At 52.5% G+C, this 16,818-nt stretch carries 14 protein-coding genes; 8 read left to right on the forward strand and 6 right to left on the reverse strand.

What is annotated here, in order from left to right; genetic code table 11:
• Nucleotides 1–597: PIN domain-containing protein (locus OXF42_06210; protein ID MCY4047676.1), on the reverse strand; the 597-nt coding region annotated here is incomplete at its 3' end.
• Nucleotides 598–780: 183 nt separating this feature from the next.
• Between OXF42_06210 and OXF42_06215 the strand changes: the two genes are divergently transcribed.
• The gene (locus tag OXF42_06215) at nucleotides 781–1,431 is read left to right on the forward strand and encodes an NYN domain-containing protein (GenBank protein ID MCY4047677.1); all 651 of its coding nucleotides are present in this window, start codon (nucleotides 781–783) and stop codon (nucleotides 1,429–1,431) included.
• Nucleotides 1,432–1,465: 34 nt separating this feature from the next.
• Here OXF42_06215 and OXF42_06220 read toward each other — a convergent pair whose 3' ends face one another.
• From OXF42_06220 to OXF42_06230, 3 genes are all read right to left on the reverse strand, one after another.
• The gene (locus tag OXF42_06220; protein ID MCY4047678.1) at nucleotides 1,466–1,945 is read right to left on the reverse strand and encodes a hypothetical protein; all 480 of its coding nucleotides are present in this window, start codon (nucleotides 1,943–1,945) and stop codon (nucleotides 1,466–1,468) included.
• A 94-nt stretch (nucleotides 1,946–2,039) separates the two neighbouring features.
• The gene (locus tag OXF42_06225; protein MCY4047679.1) at nucleotides 2,040–3,284 is read right to left on the reverse strand and encodes a nucleoside:proton symporter; all 1,245 of its coding nucleotides are present in this window, start codon (nucleotides 3,282–3,284) and stop codon (nucleotides 2,040–2,042) included.
• 114 nt (nucleotides 3,285–3,398) lie between these two features.
• Nucleotides 3,399–4,367 carry a radical SAM protein gene (locus OXF42_06230; protein ID MCY4047680.1) on the reverse strand — a complete coding sequence of 323 codons (969 nt, stop codon included), beginning with the start codon at nucleotides 4,365–4,367 and terminating at the stop codon, nucleotides 3,399–3,401.
• 95 nt (nucleotides 4,368–4,462) lie between these two features.
• On the opposite strand from OXF42_06230, the gene OXF42_06235 reads away from it, so the two are divergent.
• Nucleotides 4,463–6,007: an NAD(P)H-hydrate dehydratase gene (locus OXF42_06235; protein ID MCY4047681.1), complete on the forward strand. Its 1,545-nt coding sequence runs from the start codon at nucleotides 4,463–4,465 to the stop codon at nucleotides 6,005–6,007.
• Nucleotides 6,004–6,447: a tRNA (adenosine(37)-N6)-threonylcarbamoyltransferase complex ATPase subunit type 1 TsaE gene (gene tsaE / locus OXF42_06240; GenBank protein MCY4047682.1), complete on the forward strand. Its 444-nt coding sequence runs from the start codon at nucleotides 6,004–6,006 to the stop codon at nucleotides 6,445–6,447. The genes OXF42_06235 and tsaE overlap by 4 nt, the downstream gene beginning before the upstream one ends.
• Here the strand turns inward: tsaE and OXF42_06245 are convergent.
• Both OXF42_06245 and OXF42_06250 read right to left on the reverse strand, forming a co-directional pair.
• Nucleotides 6,433–6,876 carry a hypothetical protein gene (locus OXF42_06245; protein MCY4047683.1) on the reverse strand — a complete coding sequence of 148 codons (444 nt, stop codon included), beginning with the start codon at nucleotides 6,874–6,876 and terminating at the stop codon, nucleotides 6,433–6,435. The two genes, tsaE and OXF42_06245, sit on opposite strands and share 15 nt — an antisense overlap.
• A 19-nt stretch (nucleotides 6,877–6,895) precedes the next feature.
• Entirely contained in the window at nucleotides 6,896–7,687 is a 792-nt protein-coding gene (locus OXF42_06250) for a hypothetical protein (GenBank protein MCY4047684.1), read from the reverse strand.
• A gap of 152 nt (nucleotides 7,688–7,839) precedes the next feature.
• Between OXF42_06250 and OXF42_06255 the strand changes: the two genes are divergently transcribed.
• From OXF42_06255 to OXF42_06275, 5 genes are all read left to right on the forward strand, one after another.
• On the forward strand, nucleotides 7,840–9,795 hold the full coding sequence (locus OXF42_06255) for a class I SAM-dependent DNA methyltransferase (protein MCY4047685.1): 1,956 nt from the start codon (nucleotides 7,840–7,842) through the stop codon (nucleotides 9,793–9,795).
• The gene (locus OXF42_06260) at nucleotides 9,795–10,457 is read left to right on the forward strand and encodes a hypothetical protein (protein ID MCY4047686.1); all 663 of its coding nucleotides are present in this window, start codon (nucleotides 9,795–9,797) and stop codon (nucleotides 10,455–10,457) included. The genes OXF42_06255 and OXF42_06260 overlap by 1 nt, the downstream gene beginning before the upstream one ends.
• Nucleotides 10,458–10,474: 17 nt before the next feature.
• Nucleotides 10,475–11,887, forward strand: a complete 1,413-nt coding sequence (locus OXF42_06265; GenBank protein MCY4047687.1) for a restriction endonuclease subunit S — start codon at nucleotides 10,475–10,477, stop codon at nucleotides 11,885–11,887.
• Between the two features lie 83 nt (nucleotides 11,888–11,970).
• On the forward strand, nucleotides 11,971–13,665 hold the full coding sequence (locus OXF42_06270; protein MCY4047688.1) for a DUF262 domain-containing HNH endonuclease family protein: 1,695 nt from the start codon (nucleotides 11,971–11,973) through the stop codon (nucleotides 13,663–13,665).
• A 10-nt stretch (nucleotides 13,666–13,675) separates the two neighbouring features.
• Nucleotides 13,676–16,708: a type I restriction endonuclease subunit R gene (locus OXF42_06275; GenBank protein MCY4047689.1), complete on the forward strand. Its 3,033-nt coding sequence runs from the start codon at nucleotides 13,676–13,678 to the stop codon at nucleotides 16,706–16,708.
• Nucleotides 16,709–16,818 lie beyond the last annotated feature (110 nt).

The following is a 16,818-nucleotide window of genomic DNA, read 5'->3' on the forward strand; positions in this document are numbered from 1 at the left end:
GACATCTATATGATCGGACTGCTCTGAAAAAGATAACCATCCTTTGTCATTAGAAACAGCAAGGACTTTCTTATTGTTTTGTTTTGCCCACCCCTCAAGAGAAAGCAAGGCTACAGCATCAGGAAATTCATTCTTTTTCCTCGGGCCAATGAATGGAGGGATTTCTCTGAAATACCCATCAACAAGGCGTTCCACGGAGCAAAACTTTGAATTCAGAAACAAGTGGTTTCTAAGAAGGGTAACAAATATCTTAAATTTCCTATGAGGAATGACTTTTTCCACAAGCCCCTTGACACCATCAAGTTGGGCAGTCTGGCTTTCTTGAAGAAAATATGTGTCCTTAAATTTATCTATGGATGATTTAAGATCTCTAGATGCTTTGTTTTCTATTTCACTCAGATGCCTTTGAACTTCATTAGATACTATCTCTGGAGTGACTATTTGGATTGATTGGCCTCCCAACTTCTCCAACAAACCACTATCAAATCTAAAACCGTGTTTCTGGTAGATACACGTATCCAAAGTTAAGGCCGTATAAGGCGGGCCAACACGATTTTTTGTCCAATTGATTTCTTCTTTTTTGTGCGGTTCACTCATCAGACTTTCTTCTTCCAATTGCTATAATGGCGCAAAACCTCGCGCAGTCGGTCTTTATAATCCCACCCTTATTGAAAGGTGTCAAACATGCGGGAAAGTCGCCGTTCCTTCCTCACCCCGACAAGTTGACACCACACCTTGCGGGGTTTACTATTCGGCGGGTCTTAATATAGGCACAATCTCATGAGCAACGACAAAAACAGGGTTTTCATTTACTGGGACACCTCCAATATCTTTATTGGAGCGCAAGACCTCGCCGAGGAGCGGAAGGAAGGGCCGTATGCACGCTTTCGTGTGCGCGTTTATATCAAAAACATGTTGCGGCTGGCACACGCAGACCGCCCTGTAGCAAAGGCAGTGGCCGCCGGTTCAGTGCCACCGGAAATAAAGACACTTTGGAACAAATTAGAAATGCAGGGAGTGGAAGTCCGCCTGTTTGACCGCGGAGGGGCGGGCATGGGTGAGCAGGAAGTGCCGGATAGAGTGTTGCAGTTACAAATGCTTGAAGACGGCTTTGATAATAACGAGAACCCCGGCACAGTAGTGTTGCTTACCGGAGATGGAAAAGGATTTGATGACGGCGTTGGTTTTCACTCCACAGTGGAGCGCCTGCACAAGCGCGGATGGCAGATAGAAATTATGTCTTGGAGCAGTTCCTGCAACCAAAGAATGCGAAAGTGGGTGGAAGACAAAGGCGTTTTTATCAATCTGGATGATCACTACAAGGCGATAACTTTCCTTGAGCCATTGCATCCGGAGCAAGGGCAGGAAGAACCTTCCCGCCCTGCGGAAACTTTGGATCTTTCCAATCGCACACACAAAAGCGGTTCCTGAAAGAACCGCCTTTTTTGTCAACCGTTAGAATCCGTCATTGCGGGGTTGACACGGAATCCAGTCGCTTCGGGTTAAGCAGGGATGAAATTTGTGAAAAGTGCGGGTGGTTTTCCCGCTGTTTCTCCCGCCATATCTCAAGAGCCATCTGACCAAGATTATTCTTTACTTCCACCCTCGCCCCATTTTCCACCAATGCCCCTATCGCTTCAGCATGACGGTCAAAATCACCGTCATTGTTACCGTTTGGATTTACATCCACCCCCACCACATACATAAGGAAAGTATTGCCGTCTTTGTCTTGTGACGCATTCACATCAAAACGCCCGTCTTCCAACAATACTTTTATTGCTTCAGCATTGCCGACCGTTACCGCCTGACACAGACGTATCCCTATGTAATGCGCGTTTGTTTCCGGCTTTCTCAGCCATTCTTTCAACCCTTCAATGCTACCTCTGCCCGAAACTGCAAAGTCTGCAAACGGGTCAAAGAACGGGTCATCTATTGCTTTAGCCATCTTTCAATTTCCCTCAGCATGTCTGTTTTCAAATCAGACACCACTCATTATGGCTTCTACCCTTTTCCGTGTCAAGGAGTTGCGGTTTTCCCCCTCACCCCACAAGCCCCACAACAGCCCCCGTCATACAGGTTGCCAGCGTTCCTGAAACCAGAGACAGCATTCCCAGCGAGGCAATCTCCCCGCGCCTTTCGGGCGCGAGAACGGAAAAACCTCCCACCATAATGCCGACACTGCCGAAATTGGCAAACCCGCTCATCGCGTAAAGCATTATCAGTTTGCTGCGCCCGCTCAATGCCTCGCCACCCTCCCCCGCAAACTCAAGATAGGCGACAAACTCATTAAGCACGGTCTTTATACCCATCAGCGACCCCGCCGCTTGCGCCTCGTTCCACGGAATCCCTGTCAGCCAAACCAGAGGATGGAACACAAAACCCAAAATCCCTTGCAATGTAACCCCTCCCTCAACGGGAAGAAAAGCCAGAAGCGAGTTGGCTATGTGAACAAGAGCCACAAACACAATCAAAATCGCCACAACCGTCAAATACAACGAAATCCCTTGCTGGGCGCCGCGTGCGATTGCCTCCATGCCTGATGAATATCCGGGCGCCTCCGCCTCCGCCGCATCAGGACCCCCGCCACCCGTTTGCGCGGGAATCATAATACGGGAAATCGCAACTGCGGCGGGAACGGAAATCACCGAAGCAATCAGCAGATGACCGAGAGCGTCTGGCAGAACGGGAGACACAATAGAGGCGTAAAGAAACAGAACCGTTCCCGCTATGGTTGCCATTCCGCAAGTCATAAGCAGAAAAATGTCGGCGCGGGAAAGCGAGGCAAAAACGGGCCTTATCAAAAGCGGCGCCTCCACCATCCCGACAAAGATGTTTGCGGCGGACGCAAGCCCCGTTGCCCCGTTCAGGTGAAAGAGGCGTTTCAGCACGGAGGAAAAAAGCCTTATAACGGCGGGCAGAATCCGCCAGTGCCACAGTAATGCGGACAGGGCGGAGATGACAAAAATAATCGGCAGGGATTGAAAGGCGAGAATGAAAGAAACCCCGGCGCGTGTCTCCTCAAACGGAAGCGGCCCCCCGCCCAAATAGCCGAACACAAAACCGGCTCCGGCAGCGGTCGCCTCTTGAAGCCCCCCGGCGACATGATTCAAACTGAAAAACAGCCCTTTTGCAGTATCGGAACCGAGAAGGACAAAGGCAACCGCCAACTGGGCAAGCAACCCGAAGGCGGCTATCCGCCACGGAAAAACGCGGCGGTTTTCACTTACCAGCCATGCAATCGCGGGGAGAGTGATTAAGCCAACAAGTGATTGAACGATTTCCATTTGTCTGACTGTTCTTTGACACCGGATAAGAAAGCAACTTATACTGTGGCTGTCATGACAAACGCAACTGACATAGACATACCTATATAGCGGAAACGAAACCCGCCCAATCCCTCAAACCCACACACCCATATACTCAAGCGCCCGCTTGATTGAGGGTGGCGCCTGCGTTTCGCCCCGGCAACTGAACCAGCACGCCTCACATTTTGTGGGCTGAAACATCCCCGGTTTGAATTCCGACCAATGCGCCACAACAGGCATCTCACTGCACCTCTTGATATGCCCGCTCGGTGTAACCTGCAAATGCTCTATCCCCGCCGTGCACTGCGGCACGCCACCGCGCTCAAAATACGGCGGAATCTCCCGCAGGTAATACTCGCTTGAAAGAATCGTCCCCTTCCACTTGCGCCTTTTCTCAATCAAATCGTCAATGAGGCCGCTCACTCGCCCCATGTGGGCGGGGTCAACAAAATGAGACTCATTATTGGTCTTCATCACGGAATACGAACTGAAAGATATGCCTATGCCCCACTCCCTCGCCGTGTCCGCTATTACCGGAACTTCATCCAGGTTGTCGTCCATTATGACCGTGTTCACGATGACACTTTTCTTCGGAAACTCCTTCGCCAGCGCGGGCATTATCTCGGAGATGTGCTTCCAAAGCCCCTTGATTCCCCTGTATTCGTCATGCCTCTCGCCCGGAAAATCAAGGGAGACGGCCAACTGGTCCATGCCGGAGTCAAAAAGTTCCCGCGCCTTGCCGATGTCAAGCAGGTCGCCCTTGGTAACCATTGAGGTAAATATGTAACCGGAACACTCCTTTATCTGGGAAAAGATGTCCGGCAGGTCTTTTCTGAGCATAGGCTCGCCGCCGGTTACAACCGTAACAAGCGGGTTGATCTTTTTGATGACGGGGCGGTAGTCGCTGAGGCGCTCCTCATGGCGCGTCTGCCAGTAGTCGCAAAAATCACAAGTGGCGTTGCAAAGCTTGGTAACCTCAAGGTTTGCCAATACGGGAGAGCCGGAAAATCTGGAAGAGGCATACTTGGCTATGCCCGCCGCGCCGTCTTTGAGTGAAAGCATTAGGTTAAAATATCACGCGGGGAAAGCCGTTTCAAGCATTATAAGGCGGATGCCGCCGTTTGCGGTTCGGCGGACGCGCCTGTTAAATTAAGCGTATGAAGGTTGCCACAAGGGAAGAAATACGGGAGATAGACCGCGCCTCGGTTGAGGAGCACGGAATCTCGGAAAGCGTTCTGATGGAAAACGCCGGACGGGCGGTCTGCGTTGCCGCAATGAGGAAGTTTCCCCGCGCGCAACATATCGCCGTGGTGTGCGGAGGGGGCAACAACGGCGGAGACGGCTTTGTGGCGGCGCGCCACCTTGCGGCAAAGGGCAAAGACGTAACCGTTTACACGGCGAAGGAAAAATCCGCATACACGGGAAGGCCGCTTGAGAACCTCCGCGCCGCCGCCGGTAGCGGCATCACCGTAACCGAACTCGCGGGAGACCCGTCAAAAATCGCCCCGTGCGACCTGATTGTTGACGCCCTTCTCGGAACGGGCGCGCAGGGAGAGGTGAGAGAGGCGGACGCGCGGCTGATTGAGTTCATCAACAATGCGGACGCGGGATGCCTGTCCGTGGACATTCCTTCGGGCGTCCACTCAAACACCGGAGCCGTGCCCGGCGCCGCCGTCCGGGCGGACGCGACCGTAACCTTTGTTATGCCGAAGATCGGAACGGCGATTTATCCGGGAGCGGAATATGCCGGAGAGATTTTTGTCGCCGGAATTACAACCCCCCGGCATCTGGAAGAAAAGATCAACTGCGAGATTGCCACTTATGAAACCTGCGCGGAACTCCTGCGCTCGCGCCCGGCGGATTCGCACAAAGGGACTTACGGCCACACCCTCATTCTTGCGGGCGGCGTGGGAAAATCGGGCGCGGCAATTCTTGCAACGGATGCGGCGGTTCGCGCGGGCTCCGGCCTCGTAACCCTCGGAGTTCCGCAGTCCATACACGGCGTTGCGGAGCAGAAAACCGCCGAAGCAATGACCGAGCCGCTGGCGGACACCGGCGGCCATTTCGGAGAATGCTCAGCCGACAGGGCGCTTGAAATAATGGACGGCAAAAACGCGCTTGTTACGGGGCCGGGCATATCGGCCTCGGAGGAGACCGCCGGATTCCTCAGGCGGATACTTGCGGGGCGCAAAATGCCCGCCGTCATAGATGCGGACGGGCTTAACATCATCGCGCAAAATCCCGACATCAAAAAACAGGCTGCGGGAGTCGTTCTCACGCCCCACCCTGCGGAAATGGCGCGGCTTTGCGGCAAAACCACCGCGCAGATTCAGGCGGACAGAATCGGTGCGGCGCGTGATTTTGCGCGGGAAACGGGAACGTTTGTTGTGCTCAAGGGGGCGAGAACCGTTACGGCAACGCCTGAGGGGAAGGTGTTTATCAACCCCACGGGCAACCCCGCAATGGCTTCGGGCGGCATGGGAGACGTGCTTGCGGGAGTCATCGGCGGGCTGCTCGCCCAGGGCTACCCGCCGCAGGATGCCTGTGTTCTCGGAGTGTTTGCCCACGGCCTCGCGGGGGACACGTGCGCGGAGAAAACCGGGGGAATGGCCGTCCGGGCGGGAGAGGTTTGCGCCGCCCTGCCCGCGGCTTTTATGCAAATCAAAAACCCGCCGGAGAAGCGGTTTTTCACGGTCATTTGAGCGGACAAACCACAATCACAACATCAAGCGAGCGGGAAACCGAACAGGTCGGGCGGAGGCTTGCCACGCAACTGAAATCCGGAAGCACGGTTCTGCTTTACGGCGGCCTCGGCGCGGGCAAAACCGTTCTGGCAAGGGGAATAGCGCGGGGACTCGGTGTTGATGAAGTCGTTTCCAGCCCCACGTTTGTGATAATGAACCGCTATGAAACAACCGAAGGAACGCCGCTCTTTCACTTTGACCTTTACAGAAACCCGTCCGCCGGAGAGTTCGGCGGCCTCGGCTTTGAGGAGATACTGTCGGGAGAGGGAATAGCCGTGATTGAGTGGGCGGAAAACCTGCCGCCGGGGCTGGTTGAAAACCCGGTAACAGTCCGCCTCAGGGCGTCCGGCGACAGCGGGCGGACGCTTGAGATAAGCGGCGCGCTACTTACCGAATGACTGCATAAAGGGGTTGCGCCCGCTCCTGTCCCGCACTTTAATAAAGCCGTGGTCGGTCGCCGTGTGGCAAGTGTTGCACGCCTTGATCATGTCTGAATATGCGCGGCGGGACGCGCCCCGTTTCTCATCTTTGACCGCCCTCTCCAAAGCTTCAAGGACTTCCGCCGTCGCCTCTCCGGACATTTTACCGACAGGGTGGCCGTCATAGGACTCAACCTTCCCTATCTCTTCCAGAACCTCCTCTATCTCGTGCAGATAAAACGAGGCAAGCCGGTAGTTGGCGCTCCTCAAAGCGAGGCCGGTTTTGTGCAGAAAGTATTGAAGGCTTCCCATTGCGGAGACAAGTTCATAGTTCTCCTGCCCCTTGTCCGCCGAGGCGGGAGCGGACACGGCAACGACGCCCGCAAAAAATAAAATCGCAAATCTCATCTGTTTTTCCTCCTTTTGTTTAGAATGAGAAAGAGAGGGAAACCCCTCCCCATGTGCCGGCGGCTTTTACTTCCCCGTCCGCCTTTAATTCCTCTTTGACATCCTTTTGCTTGAAACTGTGGCTCAGGTGTCCGGAAAGGGAAACCCCTTCTTTGACCTCAAGCCCGACCTCAACACCAATCTGAAAGTTGTTGAGCCCGTCATTTTCCTTTGTCCTGTAGCCGAAATCAAACGACTGCGAGAGATAAGGCGACACACTCACCGCATCCCCTCTCACGGGAAGAGCCGCCGCAAGTTTGAGTTCCGCAAAAGACCCCGACCTTTCCCTGTTGTCCGCATAGACAAACCCGAAAGACGGGGAAACAAAGCCGAACCCGCCGTAAGAGGCCTCCGCGCTCCATTCGTTGTCGCCGGGGACGCTTTCGCCGGAAACGTCATGAAACTCAAGCCGCGTGTAGCCGACTCCAAACTCAACGCCCTGATACTCGCCCCCGTATCCGATTCCGTAGTTCATCTCGCCGTAGCCGGTTCTGTCTCCGCCGATAAAATCAAAGGCGGCGGAAAAGCCCCTGTAGCCCACCGACACCCCGGACACATAGACACCGCTTTCGGGAAGGTCGTCCCGCCCCTCGGCGGCGTATCTTGACTCCCAGCCCGCATAAGATTCAAACTCAATACCCGTCAGACCGGCGGCGGCAAACAGGGAGGGAGAAGCCCCCTCTTCCAGAGCCGCGACCGGACCCCCGCCGGACACGCAGAAAAAGAAAACCAGCGCGCAAATCCAATTTTTGCCAAGTGAATGAAGTTTCATTTGAAACCCTCTTAAAAAAGAGACGGCGGAGATAATGACATTGTTGACCTATAATGTCAAGAATGTTTTTCAGCCCTACGGGCGGCGGTCGCTGTTATAATTCAGACACAATACCGAACGGCGGTCGCTTACCGCCCGCCGAATTGGAAAGCATGGATCGTAACAACATCAACTGGATTACCAACTACATCTGGGGCATCGCCGATGATGTGTTGCGCGACATTTATGTTCGCGGCAAGTATCGGGATGTAATACTGCCCATTACAGTATTGCGCCGTCTGGACTCCGTATTGGAGGCAACCAAGCAGAATGTCCTCAAAATGAAGGAGTCGCTTGATAAGGCGGGTGTCATAGAGCAGGATGCGGCATTGCGTAAGACCGCAAAGCAAGCCTTCTACAACACATCCAAATTCACCATGCGCGACCTTAAGGCGCGCGCGAACCGCCAGCAACTCAAGGCGGATTTTGAAGCCTATCTTGAAGGTTTTTCTCCCAATGTGCAGGACATTCTGGGAAACTTTGAATTCCGCAAACAAATCCCGAAACTGTCAAGCGCCGACATTCTCGGCGCGCTTATAGAGAAAATTACCTCGCCTGACATTGACCTCAGCCCGTCGGGATTGGACAACCACGGTATGGGATCCATCTTTGAAGAGTTGGTGCGCAAGTTCAATGAAGAAAACAATGAGGAGGCGGGCGAGCACTGGACGCCGCGCGATGCGGTAAGGATGATGACCAAACTGATGTTTCTGCCTGTTGCCGACAAAATACGGTCGGGAACCTACCTGCTTTATGACGGCGCCTGCGGAACAGGCGGCATGCTCACGGTAGCGGAAGACACTCTCAAGCAAATCGCCGCCGAGCACGGCAAAGAGGTAGCCACCCATCTCTACGGTCAGGAAATCAACGCCGAGACTTACGCCATTTGCAAGGCGGACATGCTGATCAAGGGAGACGGCGAAGCGGCGGATAATATCATCGGCGGCCCGGAGCACTCAACCCTCTCCAACGATGCTTTCCCCGGCCATGAATTTGACTTTATGCTTTCCAATCCGCCTTACGGCAAGAGTTGGAAGATTGATATGGAGCGCATGGGCGGCAAGGAAAGCATGTCCGACCCGCGCTTTGTAATAGAGCACAATGGCGACCCCTCATATTCATTGGTCACCCGTTCCAGCGATGGCCAGATGATGTTTCTGGCAAACATGCTCGGCAAAATGAAGAAGAAGACCAAACTGGGCAGCAGGATTGCGGAGGTTCACAACGGCAGTTCGCTCTTCACCGGCGATGCGGACCAAGGCGAAAGCAACATCCGCCGATGGATCATTGAAAACGACTGGCTGGAGGCCATTGTCGCCCTGCCGCTCAACATGTTTTACAACACCGGAATCGCCACTTATGTGTGGGTGCTGACCAACCGCAAGCCCGAACATCGCAAGGGCAAAGTGCAACTCATTGACGCAACTGAGTGGTATAAACCGTTGCGCAAAAATCTCGGCAAGAAGAATTGCGAGTTGGATGAAACCGACATTCAGCGTATCTGCGACACTTTCCTTGACTTCAAAGAGACCGAACACAGCAAGATATTCAACAACTCTGATTTTGGTTACTGGAAGGTAATTGTGGAGCGGCCCCTGCGCGTTGAGGGTATTTACACCGACCGCGCCTACAACACCACGGGGATAAAAAAGTTGAAGGAAGACGGTGTGCGGAGTGAAGACGCTCCGCCCGTTATAAAAAAGGTTCACAAGAAGGGCAAAGCCAACCCCTTGTGCGGGCTGTTTGAGACAACAGTAGACGGCAAGCCGTCAGTGGTTGAATACGAACCGGACACCAACTTGCGGGACACCGAGCAAATTCCTTTGCAAGAGCCGGGCGGCATTGAGGCGTTCTTGCGGCGCGAGGTGTTGCCGCATACACCGGACGCTTGGTATAAAGCAAGCAACATTAAAGTCGGTTACGAGATAAGTTTCACGCGCCATTTTTACAAGCCGCAACCGATGAGGACGCTTGAAGAAATCAAGTCCGATATTATGGCGCTGGAACAGGAAACGGACGGTCACCTCGCGGAGATACTCGGCAATTCCACGACCATTAAGACGAGATAATGGCGAATAATGCAAATCGTCAAGAGTTGTATTGGACCGGCGGGCAGTTTAGGTTTGGTTTGGAACACCCGAACGAGTCCGCGCCGGATAGTGTAAGCGCCGCAATTGCTACCATTGAGGAATTTCGCACCGCTTGCCACAAGCAATACATCGCCTTTTATTGCGCCGTCACCGGCAGGAATCTGGCCCATGAGAAATTTAAGGAATTGGCGAAATCCAGAGACAATAGATTATTTGTCGGCACACAGTTTCCGAACGCTGAACAGCAACCCGGTCATTCGTGTATTGCCCAACTCAAGATTAGCGAATTACTTGATAGATTGGTGTCCGGCGGCGAATTTGAGTCCGAACATGCAAAGGCCCTTATTGTTATGATATTCAGCCTTTGGGAAGAGAACTATCGCCATAGCATCGCGGAGGCAATGTCAGTGCGCAAAAATCAAGTAAGTTGCGCGTTAATGAATGATATTAGACATGTTCGCAACTGCATCTTGCACGATAATGGCATTGTCTCCGATGGCTTTGCAGACAAATTAAACCTGTTATCGCAGATTTGGAAAATTACATCCGGTGAATTGAGGATTACGCGTGGCATGTTGCATAGTCTGATGGAACAGATCAATGCGTTGCGGGTGAAAATTGAGCCAGAAACAACAGAATAGACCGTAGGAAATTCTTCATGAAGTCAATGCGTAAACGCGAGCGTCGCTCGGAGAGCACACTCAAGCCCTACCCGGCCTATAAGGACTCCGGCGTTGAGTGGTTGGGGAAAGTGCCAGAGCATTGGGAGGTGCAAAAACTCCGGACTGTTCTACGAGACCATACAAAACGGAACCGACCCGACTTGCAACTTCTCTCGGTTGTCCGCGAAAAGGGAGTGATTGTCCGCGACATCTCCAACCAAGATGAGAACCACAACTTCATTCCTGACGACCTTACAAACTACAAGGTTGTTAAAACAGGTCAGTTCGTGATGAACAAGATGAAAGCATGGCAAGGTTCTTACGGTGTGTCTTACCATGATGGAATTGTTAGCCCTGCATACTTTGTCTTTGACCTTGATGGCGTATTTGATGATTTTTTCAATATTGCGATCCGGTCGAAAACCTATGTGGCATTCTTCACGCAGGCCTCAGATGGCGTCCGAACTGGGCAGTGGGATTTGTCACAGGCTCGTATGCGGGATATCTCTGTTGCCCTCCCTCCCCTCTCCGAACAAACCTCCATTGTGCGCTATTTGGATTATGTGAACCGGCGGGTGCAACGGTTAGTGAGTATGAAGCAAAAAATGATTGCGCTCTTGACCGAACAGAAACAGGTCATCATTAGCCGCGCTGTCACTCGCGGCTTAAACCCCTATGTTTCGTTGAAAGATTCCGGCATTGAGTGGCTGGGGGAAGTGCCAGAGCATTGGGAGGTGCAAAAACTCCGGACTGTTCTACGAGACCATACAAAACGGAACCGACCCGACTTGCAACTTCTCTCGGTTGTCCGCGAAAAGGGAGTGATTGTCCGCGACATCTCCAACCAAGATGAGAACCACAACTTCATTCCTGACGACCTTACAAACTACAAGGTTGTTAAAACAGGTCAGTTCGTGATGAACAAGATGAAAGCATGGCAAGGTTCTTACGGTGTGTCTTACCATGATGGAATTGTTAGCCCTGCATACTTTGTTTTTGACCTTGATGGCGTATTTGATGATTTCTTCAATATTGCAATCCGGTCGAAAGCCTATGTGGCGTTCTTCACGCAGGCCTCCGATGGTGTCCGAATTGGGCAGTGGGATTTGTCACAGGCTCGTATGCGGAATATCTCTGTTGCCCTCCCTCCCCTCCACGAACAAACCGCCATTGTTGAGCATATTGAAAAAGCCACCGCCGCCACAGATGCCGCCATCACCCGCGCCAAGCGCGAAATTGAACTCTTAAACGAATACCAGACCCGCCTCACCACCGATGTGGCAACAGGCAAACTTGATGTCCGCAAAGCGGCGGAAGCGTTGCCTGAGATTGACCCGCTTGAGAATGCGGTCAATACGCCGGAACCGGAAGACACCTTTTATACGGATGCGGCGGATAACGGCGAATAGTAACCGACTCCAAAATTGTTAAATCAGTCAAGGGCTTGTGATACAATAACTTCCTGACGCGCCGATGCGCGACTTGATGGCAGATGGCAAGTTTCAATACCACAAATCAGAAGTTTCGGGCATTCATGGCTAACGGCCAGACTTACACCGTGCCGCCTTTTCAAAGAGACTACTCTTGGAGTCATGATGAGTGGAACGAACTCTGGCAGGACATATTGGAGTCTCGCATGGGGAGCGGCGAGTCTCACTATATGGGATATCTGGTTCTACAGTCCGCCGATGACAAGCAATTTCAAATCATTGACGGGCAACAACGCATCACCACATTGAGCATACTGGTGCTGGCGGCGATCTCGCACCTGAACGACCTTGAGGATGCGGACGGAAAAAATGAGCAACGCGCCGCGCAGTTGCGCAACAGTTACATAGGCTACCTTGACCCTGTAACACTGTTGCCGAAATCCAAACTTCACCTCAATCGCCATAATGATAACTTTTACCAATCGTATCTGGTTCCTCTGGGCAACATACCAAAACGCGGACTGAACGCCTCCAACCATCTCTTGCGCAAGGCGTTTGACTGGTTCAAGGAACAAATCAAAAGGCAAACCGCAGACAGCGGGGAGCAGGTCGCCCAATTTATTGAGGATGTGGTTGATAAACTTTTCTTTACGGTGATAACCGTGACGGATGAACTCAACGCATTCAAAGTTTTTGAGACACTCAATGCCCGCGGCGTCCAGTTGTCATCCACAGACTTGCTCAAAAACTATCTGTTTTCAGTAGTCAACAGCGAGAAAACGGATGAAAAAGAACTGGACGCATTGGCAAGGCAATGGGAAGGAATTGTTGAACAGTTGGGCGGCGGCAAGTTTCCTGAGTTTATGCGCACCTATTGGAACAGCAAAAACCCGCTTGTCCGCCAATCGCAACTGTTCAAAACGGTTCGCAGTAACATTGGCAACCATGGAGAAGTGTTTTCACTACTGAGAGATCTGGATACAAATGTCAGGATATACCGCGACTTGCGAGACGCGGATGCCGGATCATGGCAGCCTCAGGACTTCCGGCACATTAAAAATCTTCAAATGTTCAATGTTCGTCAGCCGTTGCCATTGCTGCTGGCGGCATACAACCGTTTTGGCGAGAGCGACAGAGACACTTTCAGCCGCATACTGCGCCACATCAGCATTCTTTCGTTTCGCTACAATGTGATCTGCAACAGACCGCCCAATGAACAGGAGCGACTTTATAACAATGTGGCGGTAAAGATATCCGAAGAAAAACTGACCACCTACAACGACATTGCTAACTCGTTGAAGCCCTTGTATCCGGAAGATGACGAGTTTAAGGAGATATTTGCGCAGAAAACGCTTGACACAACAAGCCACCGCAACAAACGAGTGGTGCGCTACATTCTGTTTGAACTGGAGCGGCAAATGGGAAATTCAGACCCGGAATTTGAGAGCGATAAAATTAGCGTGGAGCATATTTTCCCTGAGAACCCCGAAGATGGCTGGGAACACATGGACAGTGTTGACGGCGAGCAGTATCTGTATCGGCTCGGTAATATGACTTTGCTGGAAACCGCCAAGAACAAAGACATAGGCAACAAAGAGTATGCCGCCAAGCGTGTAGCGTATGAAAGTAGCCAGTTCAGGTTGACTATTCAAACGGCTGAAAATTACAGCGAATGGAACAGAGACAAAGTCAACGCGCGACAGCGATGGATGGCAAGGCAGGCGTGTGGCATCTGGCAGGTCAACCATCAGGGCTAGAGGCACGGCCATGGCAAAAACCGACACTTCCGAACTCGGACTGGAACGCCTCATCTGCACAGCGCTCACCGGCGCCCCCTGCGACCCGCCCAAAGAAGCCACCGTAGGCGAGCCCCCCGAAAACTGCGGCGGCGCGGGCTGGAGTTGCGGCAATCCACACGACTATGACCGCGAGTATTGTGTTGATCTTGTTCAACTCTCCGCCTTTCTGCGCGCCACCCAGCCTGAAATTGCAGACTCTCTGGCGCTCAACGAAGACGGCCCGACACGGCGCAATTTTCTGGCGCGGCTGCAACGCGAAACAGACAAACGCGGAACCATTGATGTGTTGCGCCACGGAGTGAAGCACGGCGCGCATGACATAGACATCTTCTACGGCACACCTTCGGCGGATAATGAGAAAGCCAAGACACTTTTCAAACGAAACCGCTTTACCGTCACCCGTCAACTGAAATACAGCCGAGATGAAACCCGGCATGCGCTGGACTTGGGTCTATTCATCAACGGCCTGCCGGTGTTCACCTTTGAACTCAAGAACAACCTCACAAAACAGACGGTGGATGACGCGGTATGGCAATACAAAAAAGACCGCAACCCGCGTGAGAATCTCTTCAAACCCGGCCGTTGCGCGGCGCACTTCGCATTAGACGAGAACGAAGTGCGTTTTTGCACAAAACTTGAGGGCAAAGCGTCAAGATTTCTGCCCTTCAATCGCGGCTGGAATGACGGTGCGGGCAACCCGCCCAATACGGAAGGAATAAAGACGGATTACCTTTGGCGCGAAGTTCTAACCCGCGAGAGCCTGACTGGCATACTTGAGAACTATGCCCAGATACTTGAGAGCAAGGACGAGAAAACGGGAAAGAAAAAGCGAACCCAGATATGGCCCCGCTACCATCAGCTTGATGTGGTGCGCCGCCTGCTGACTGACACCATCGCGCACGGGGCGGGACGGAGATACCTCATACAGCATTCGGCGGGTAGCGGCAAGAGCAACTCAATAGCCTGGCTTGCCCATCAGTTGATAGATGCCCGGAAAGACAATAAAAACATCTTTGACTCCATCATCGTTGTTACAGACCGGCGCATCCTTGATCAACAGATTCAAAGCACTATCCGGCAGTACGCACAGATTAGAAGCACTGTGGGACACGCCAAAAACTCGGGCGACTTGCGCAAGTTCATTGAAGACGGCAAGAATATCATTATCTCAACCGTCCAGAAGTTCCCGTTCATTCTGGACGAGATAGGCAATGAGCATAGGGACCGCCGTTTTGCCATCATCATAGATGAGGCTCACTCCAGTCAGGGCGGGCGCACCAGTGCCGCCATATCCCGGGCTTTGTCCGAGGCGGGGGAAACAGAAGAAGAGGAAACTTACGAGGATCAGATCAACCGCCTGATGGAATCGCGCAAGTTTCTTTCAAACGCGAGTTACTTCGCGTTTACGGCAACGCCGAAAAATAAGACGCTTGAAATGTTCGGCGCGCCCGACCCTCCGTCGGCGGACGGGAAAATCAAACATCGCCCCTTCCACACCTACACGATGAAACAGGCCATTGAGGAGAATTTCATCCTTGATGTGCTCAGTCATTACACACCCGTGAGAAGTTACTACCACCTCCGCAAGACGGTCATAAACGACCCGGTGTATGATGCGAAGAAGGCCCAAAAGAAACTCCGCCGATATGTTGAGGGGCATGAGCATGCCATACGGCTCAAAGCCGAAATTATGGTTGACCATTTCCACGACCAGATTATTGCTCAGGCAAAAATTGGCGGACAGGCGCGGGCAATGGTGGTAACCGGCGGGGTTGAGCGCGCCATCCAGTATTTTCACGCCATCCGCGAGTGCTTGAATGACCGCAACAGCCGTTATCAAGCCATCATTGCCTTCTCCGGCGAACATGACTACGGGAACCAACGGGTAAGCGAAGTGTCGCTCAATGGGTTTCCGTCCAACAAGATTGCCGTAAAGATTCAGGAAGAGCCCTACAGATTCCTCATTTGCGCCGACAAATTTCAGACGGGTTACGATGAGCCATTGTTGCATACCATGTATGTGGACAAGCCCCTGTCAGATATTAAGGCGGTGCAGACGCTCTCGCGTCTCAACCGGGCGCATCCAAACAAGCATGATGTCTTCGTGCTGGACTTTCACAACGACACAGACACCATCCGCGAGGCGTTCGGGGACTTCTATCGCACGACAGTGCTTGCGGATGAAACCGACCCCAACAAGTTGCACGACTTGCAGGCGGATCTGGACAACGCGCATATTTACTCGGAGAGCCAAATAGATGATTTTGTCAAACGCTATCTTGTCGGCAATGACCGCGACACTCTGGACCCCGTGCTTGACAGTTGCGTGGAGGCTTACATAAGCACATTGGGTGAGGACGGGCAGGTAGATTTCAAGAGCAAAGCCAAGGCGTTTGTTCGCACTTACGGGTTCCTCTCTTCCATCCTTCCCTACACGAATGCGGCATGGGAAAAGCGCTCCATTTTTCTCAATTTTCTCATTCTCAAACTCCCCTCACCCGTAGAAGATGATCTGTCCAAGGGAATCCTTGGCGCGATAGACATGGACAGCTACCGCGTTGAGAAAAAGGCAATGCAGGAGATCACCCCGGATGACAAGGATGCCGAAATAGACCCGGTGCCGGTTTCCGGTGGCGGCGGAAAACCGGAACCTGAATTGGACACACTTTCCGGAATCCTTGAGGAATTCAATAATCTCTTCGGCAACATAGAATGGAAAAACGCCGACCGTGTGCGCCAACTTATAACCGAAACCATCCCCGAGCGAGTGGTTGAGGATACCGCCTACCGAAATGCGCAACAGAACTCCGACAAACAGAACGCGCACATAGAACTCGTCAAAGCATTGAACCGTGTTATGACTGAATTGATAAACGATGACTCCGTCCTCTTCAAACAGTTCTCCGACAATCAAGACTTCAAGCGCTGGATGATTAACACGGTGTTCCACCTGACTTATTCCAAAAACCGGAATCCGGTGGCTGAAACAGGGGGCGAGTAGCCCGCCCGCTTTCTATAGCGGTCGCTGTTATAATAGACCCCTTAATCAAACGGCAGGAAACACACACTTTGAGTCTTGTAGTTCAGAAATACGGCGGCGCGAGCGTCTCG

The sequence above is a fragment of the Candidatus Dadabacteria bacterium genome, assembly GCA_026708565.1.
In the GTDB taxonomy this organism is placed as follows: Bacteria; Desulfobacterota_D; UBA1144; order Nemesobacterales; family Mycalebacteriaceae; genus Mycalebacterium.

Excerpts from the sequence above, each read along its gene's own strand:
- OXF42_06265 (MCY4047687.1), top strand. The coding sequence starts at position 10,475 with ATGAAGTCAATGCGTAAACGCGAGCGTCGCTCGGAGAGCACACTCAAG.
- OXF42_06220 (MCY4047678.1), bottom strand. The coding sequence starts at position 1,945 with ATGGCTAAAGCAATAGATGACCCGTTCTTTGACCCGTTTGCAGACTTT.
- OXF42_06270 (MCY4047688.1), top strand. The coding sequence starts at position 11,971 with ATGGCAAGTTTCAATACCACAAATCAGAAGTTTCGGGCATTCATGGCT.
- OXF42_06230 (MCY4047680.1), bottom strand. The coding sequence starts at position 4,367 with ATGCTTTCACTCAAAGACGGCGCGGCGGGCATAGCCAAGTATGCCTCT.
- OXF42_06245 (MCY4047683.1), bottom strand. The coding sequence starts at position 6,876 with ATGAGATTTGCGATTTTATTTTTTGCGGGCGTCGTTGCCGTGTCCGCT.
- OXF42_06215 (MCY4047677.1), top strand. The coding sequence starts at position 781 with ATGAGCAACGACAAAAACAGGGTTTTCATTTACTGGGACACCTCCAAT.
- OXF42_06225 (MCY4047679.1), bottom strand. The coding sequence starts at position 3,284 with ATGGAAATCGTTCAATCACTTGTTGGCTTAATCACTCTCCCCGCGATT.
- OXF42_06235 (MCY4047681.1), top strand. The coding sequence starts at position 4,463 with ATGAAGGTTGCCACAAGGGAAGAAATACGGGAGATAGACCGCGCCTCG.
- OXF42_06260 (MCY4047686.1), top strand. The coding sequence starts at position 9,795 with ATGGCGAATAATGCAAATCGTCAAGAGTTGTATTGGACCGGCGGGCAG.
- OXF42_06250 (MCY4047684.1), bottom strand. The coding sequence starts at position 7,687 with ATGAAACTTCATTCACTTGGCAAAAATTGGATTTGCGCGCTGGTTTTC.
- OXF42_06275 (MCY4047689.1), top strand. The coding sequence starts at position 13,676 with ATGGCAAAAACCGACACTTCCGAACTCGGACTGGAACGCCTCATCTGC.
- OXF42_06255 (MCY4047685.1), top strand. The coding sequence starts at position 7,840 with ATGGATCGTAACAACATCAACTGGATTACCAACTACATCTGGGGCATC.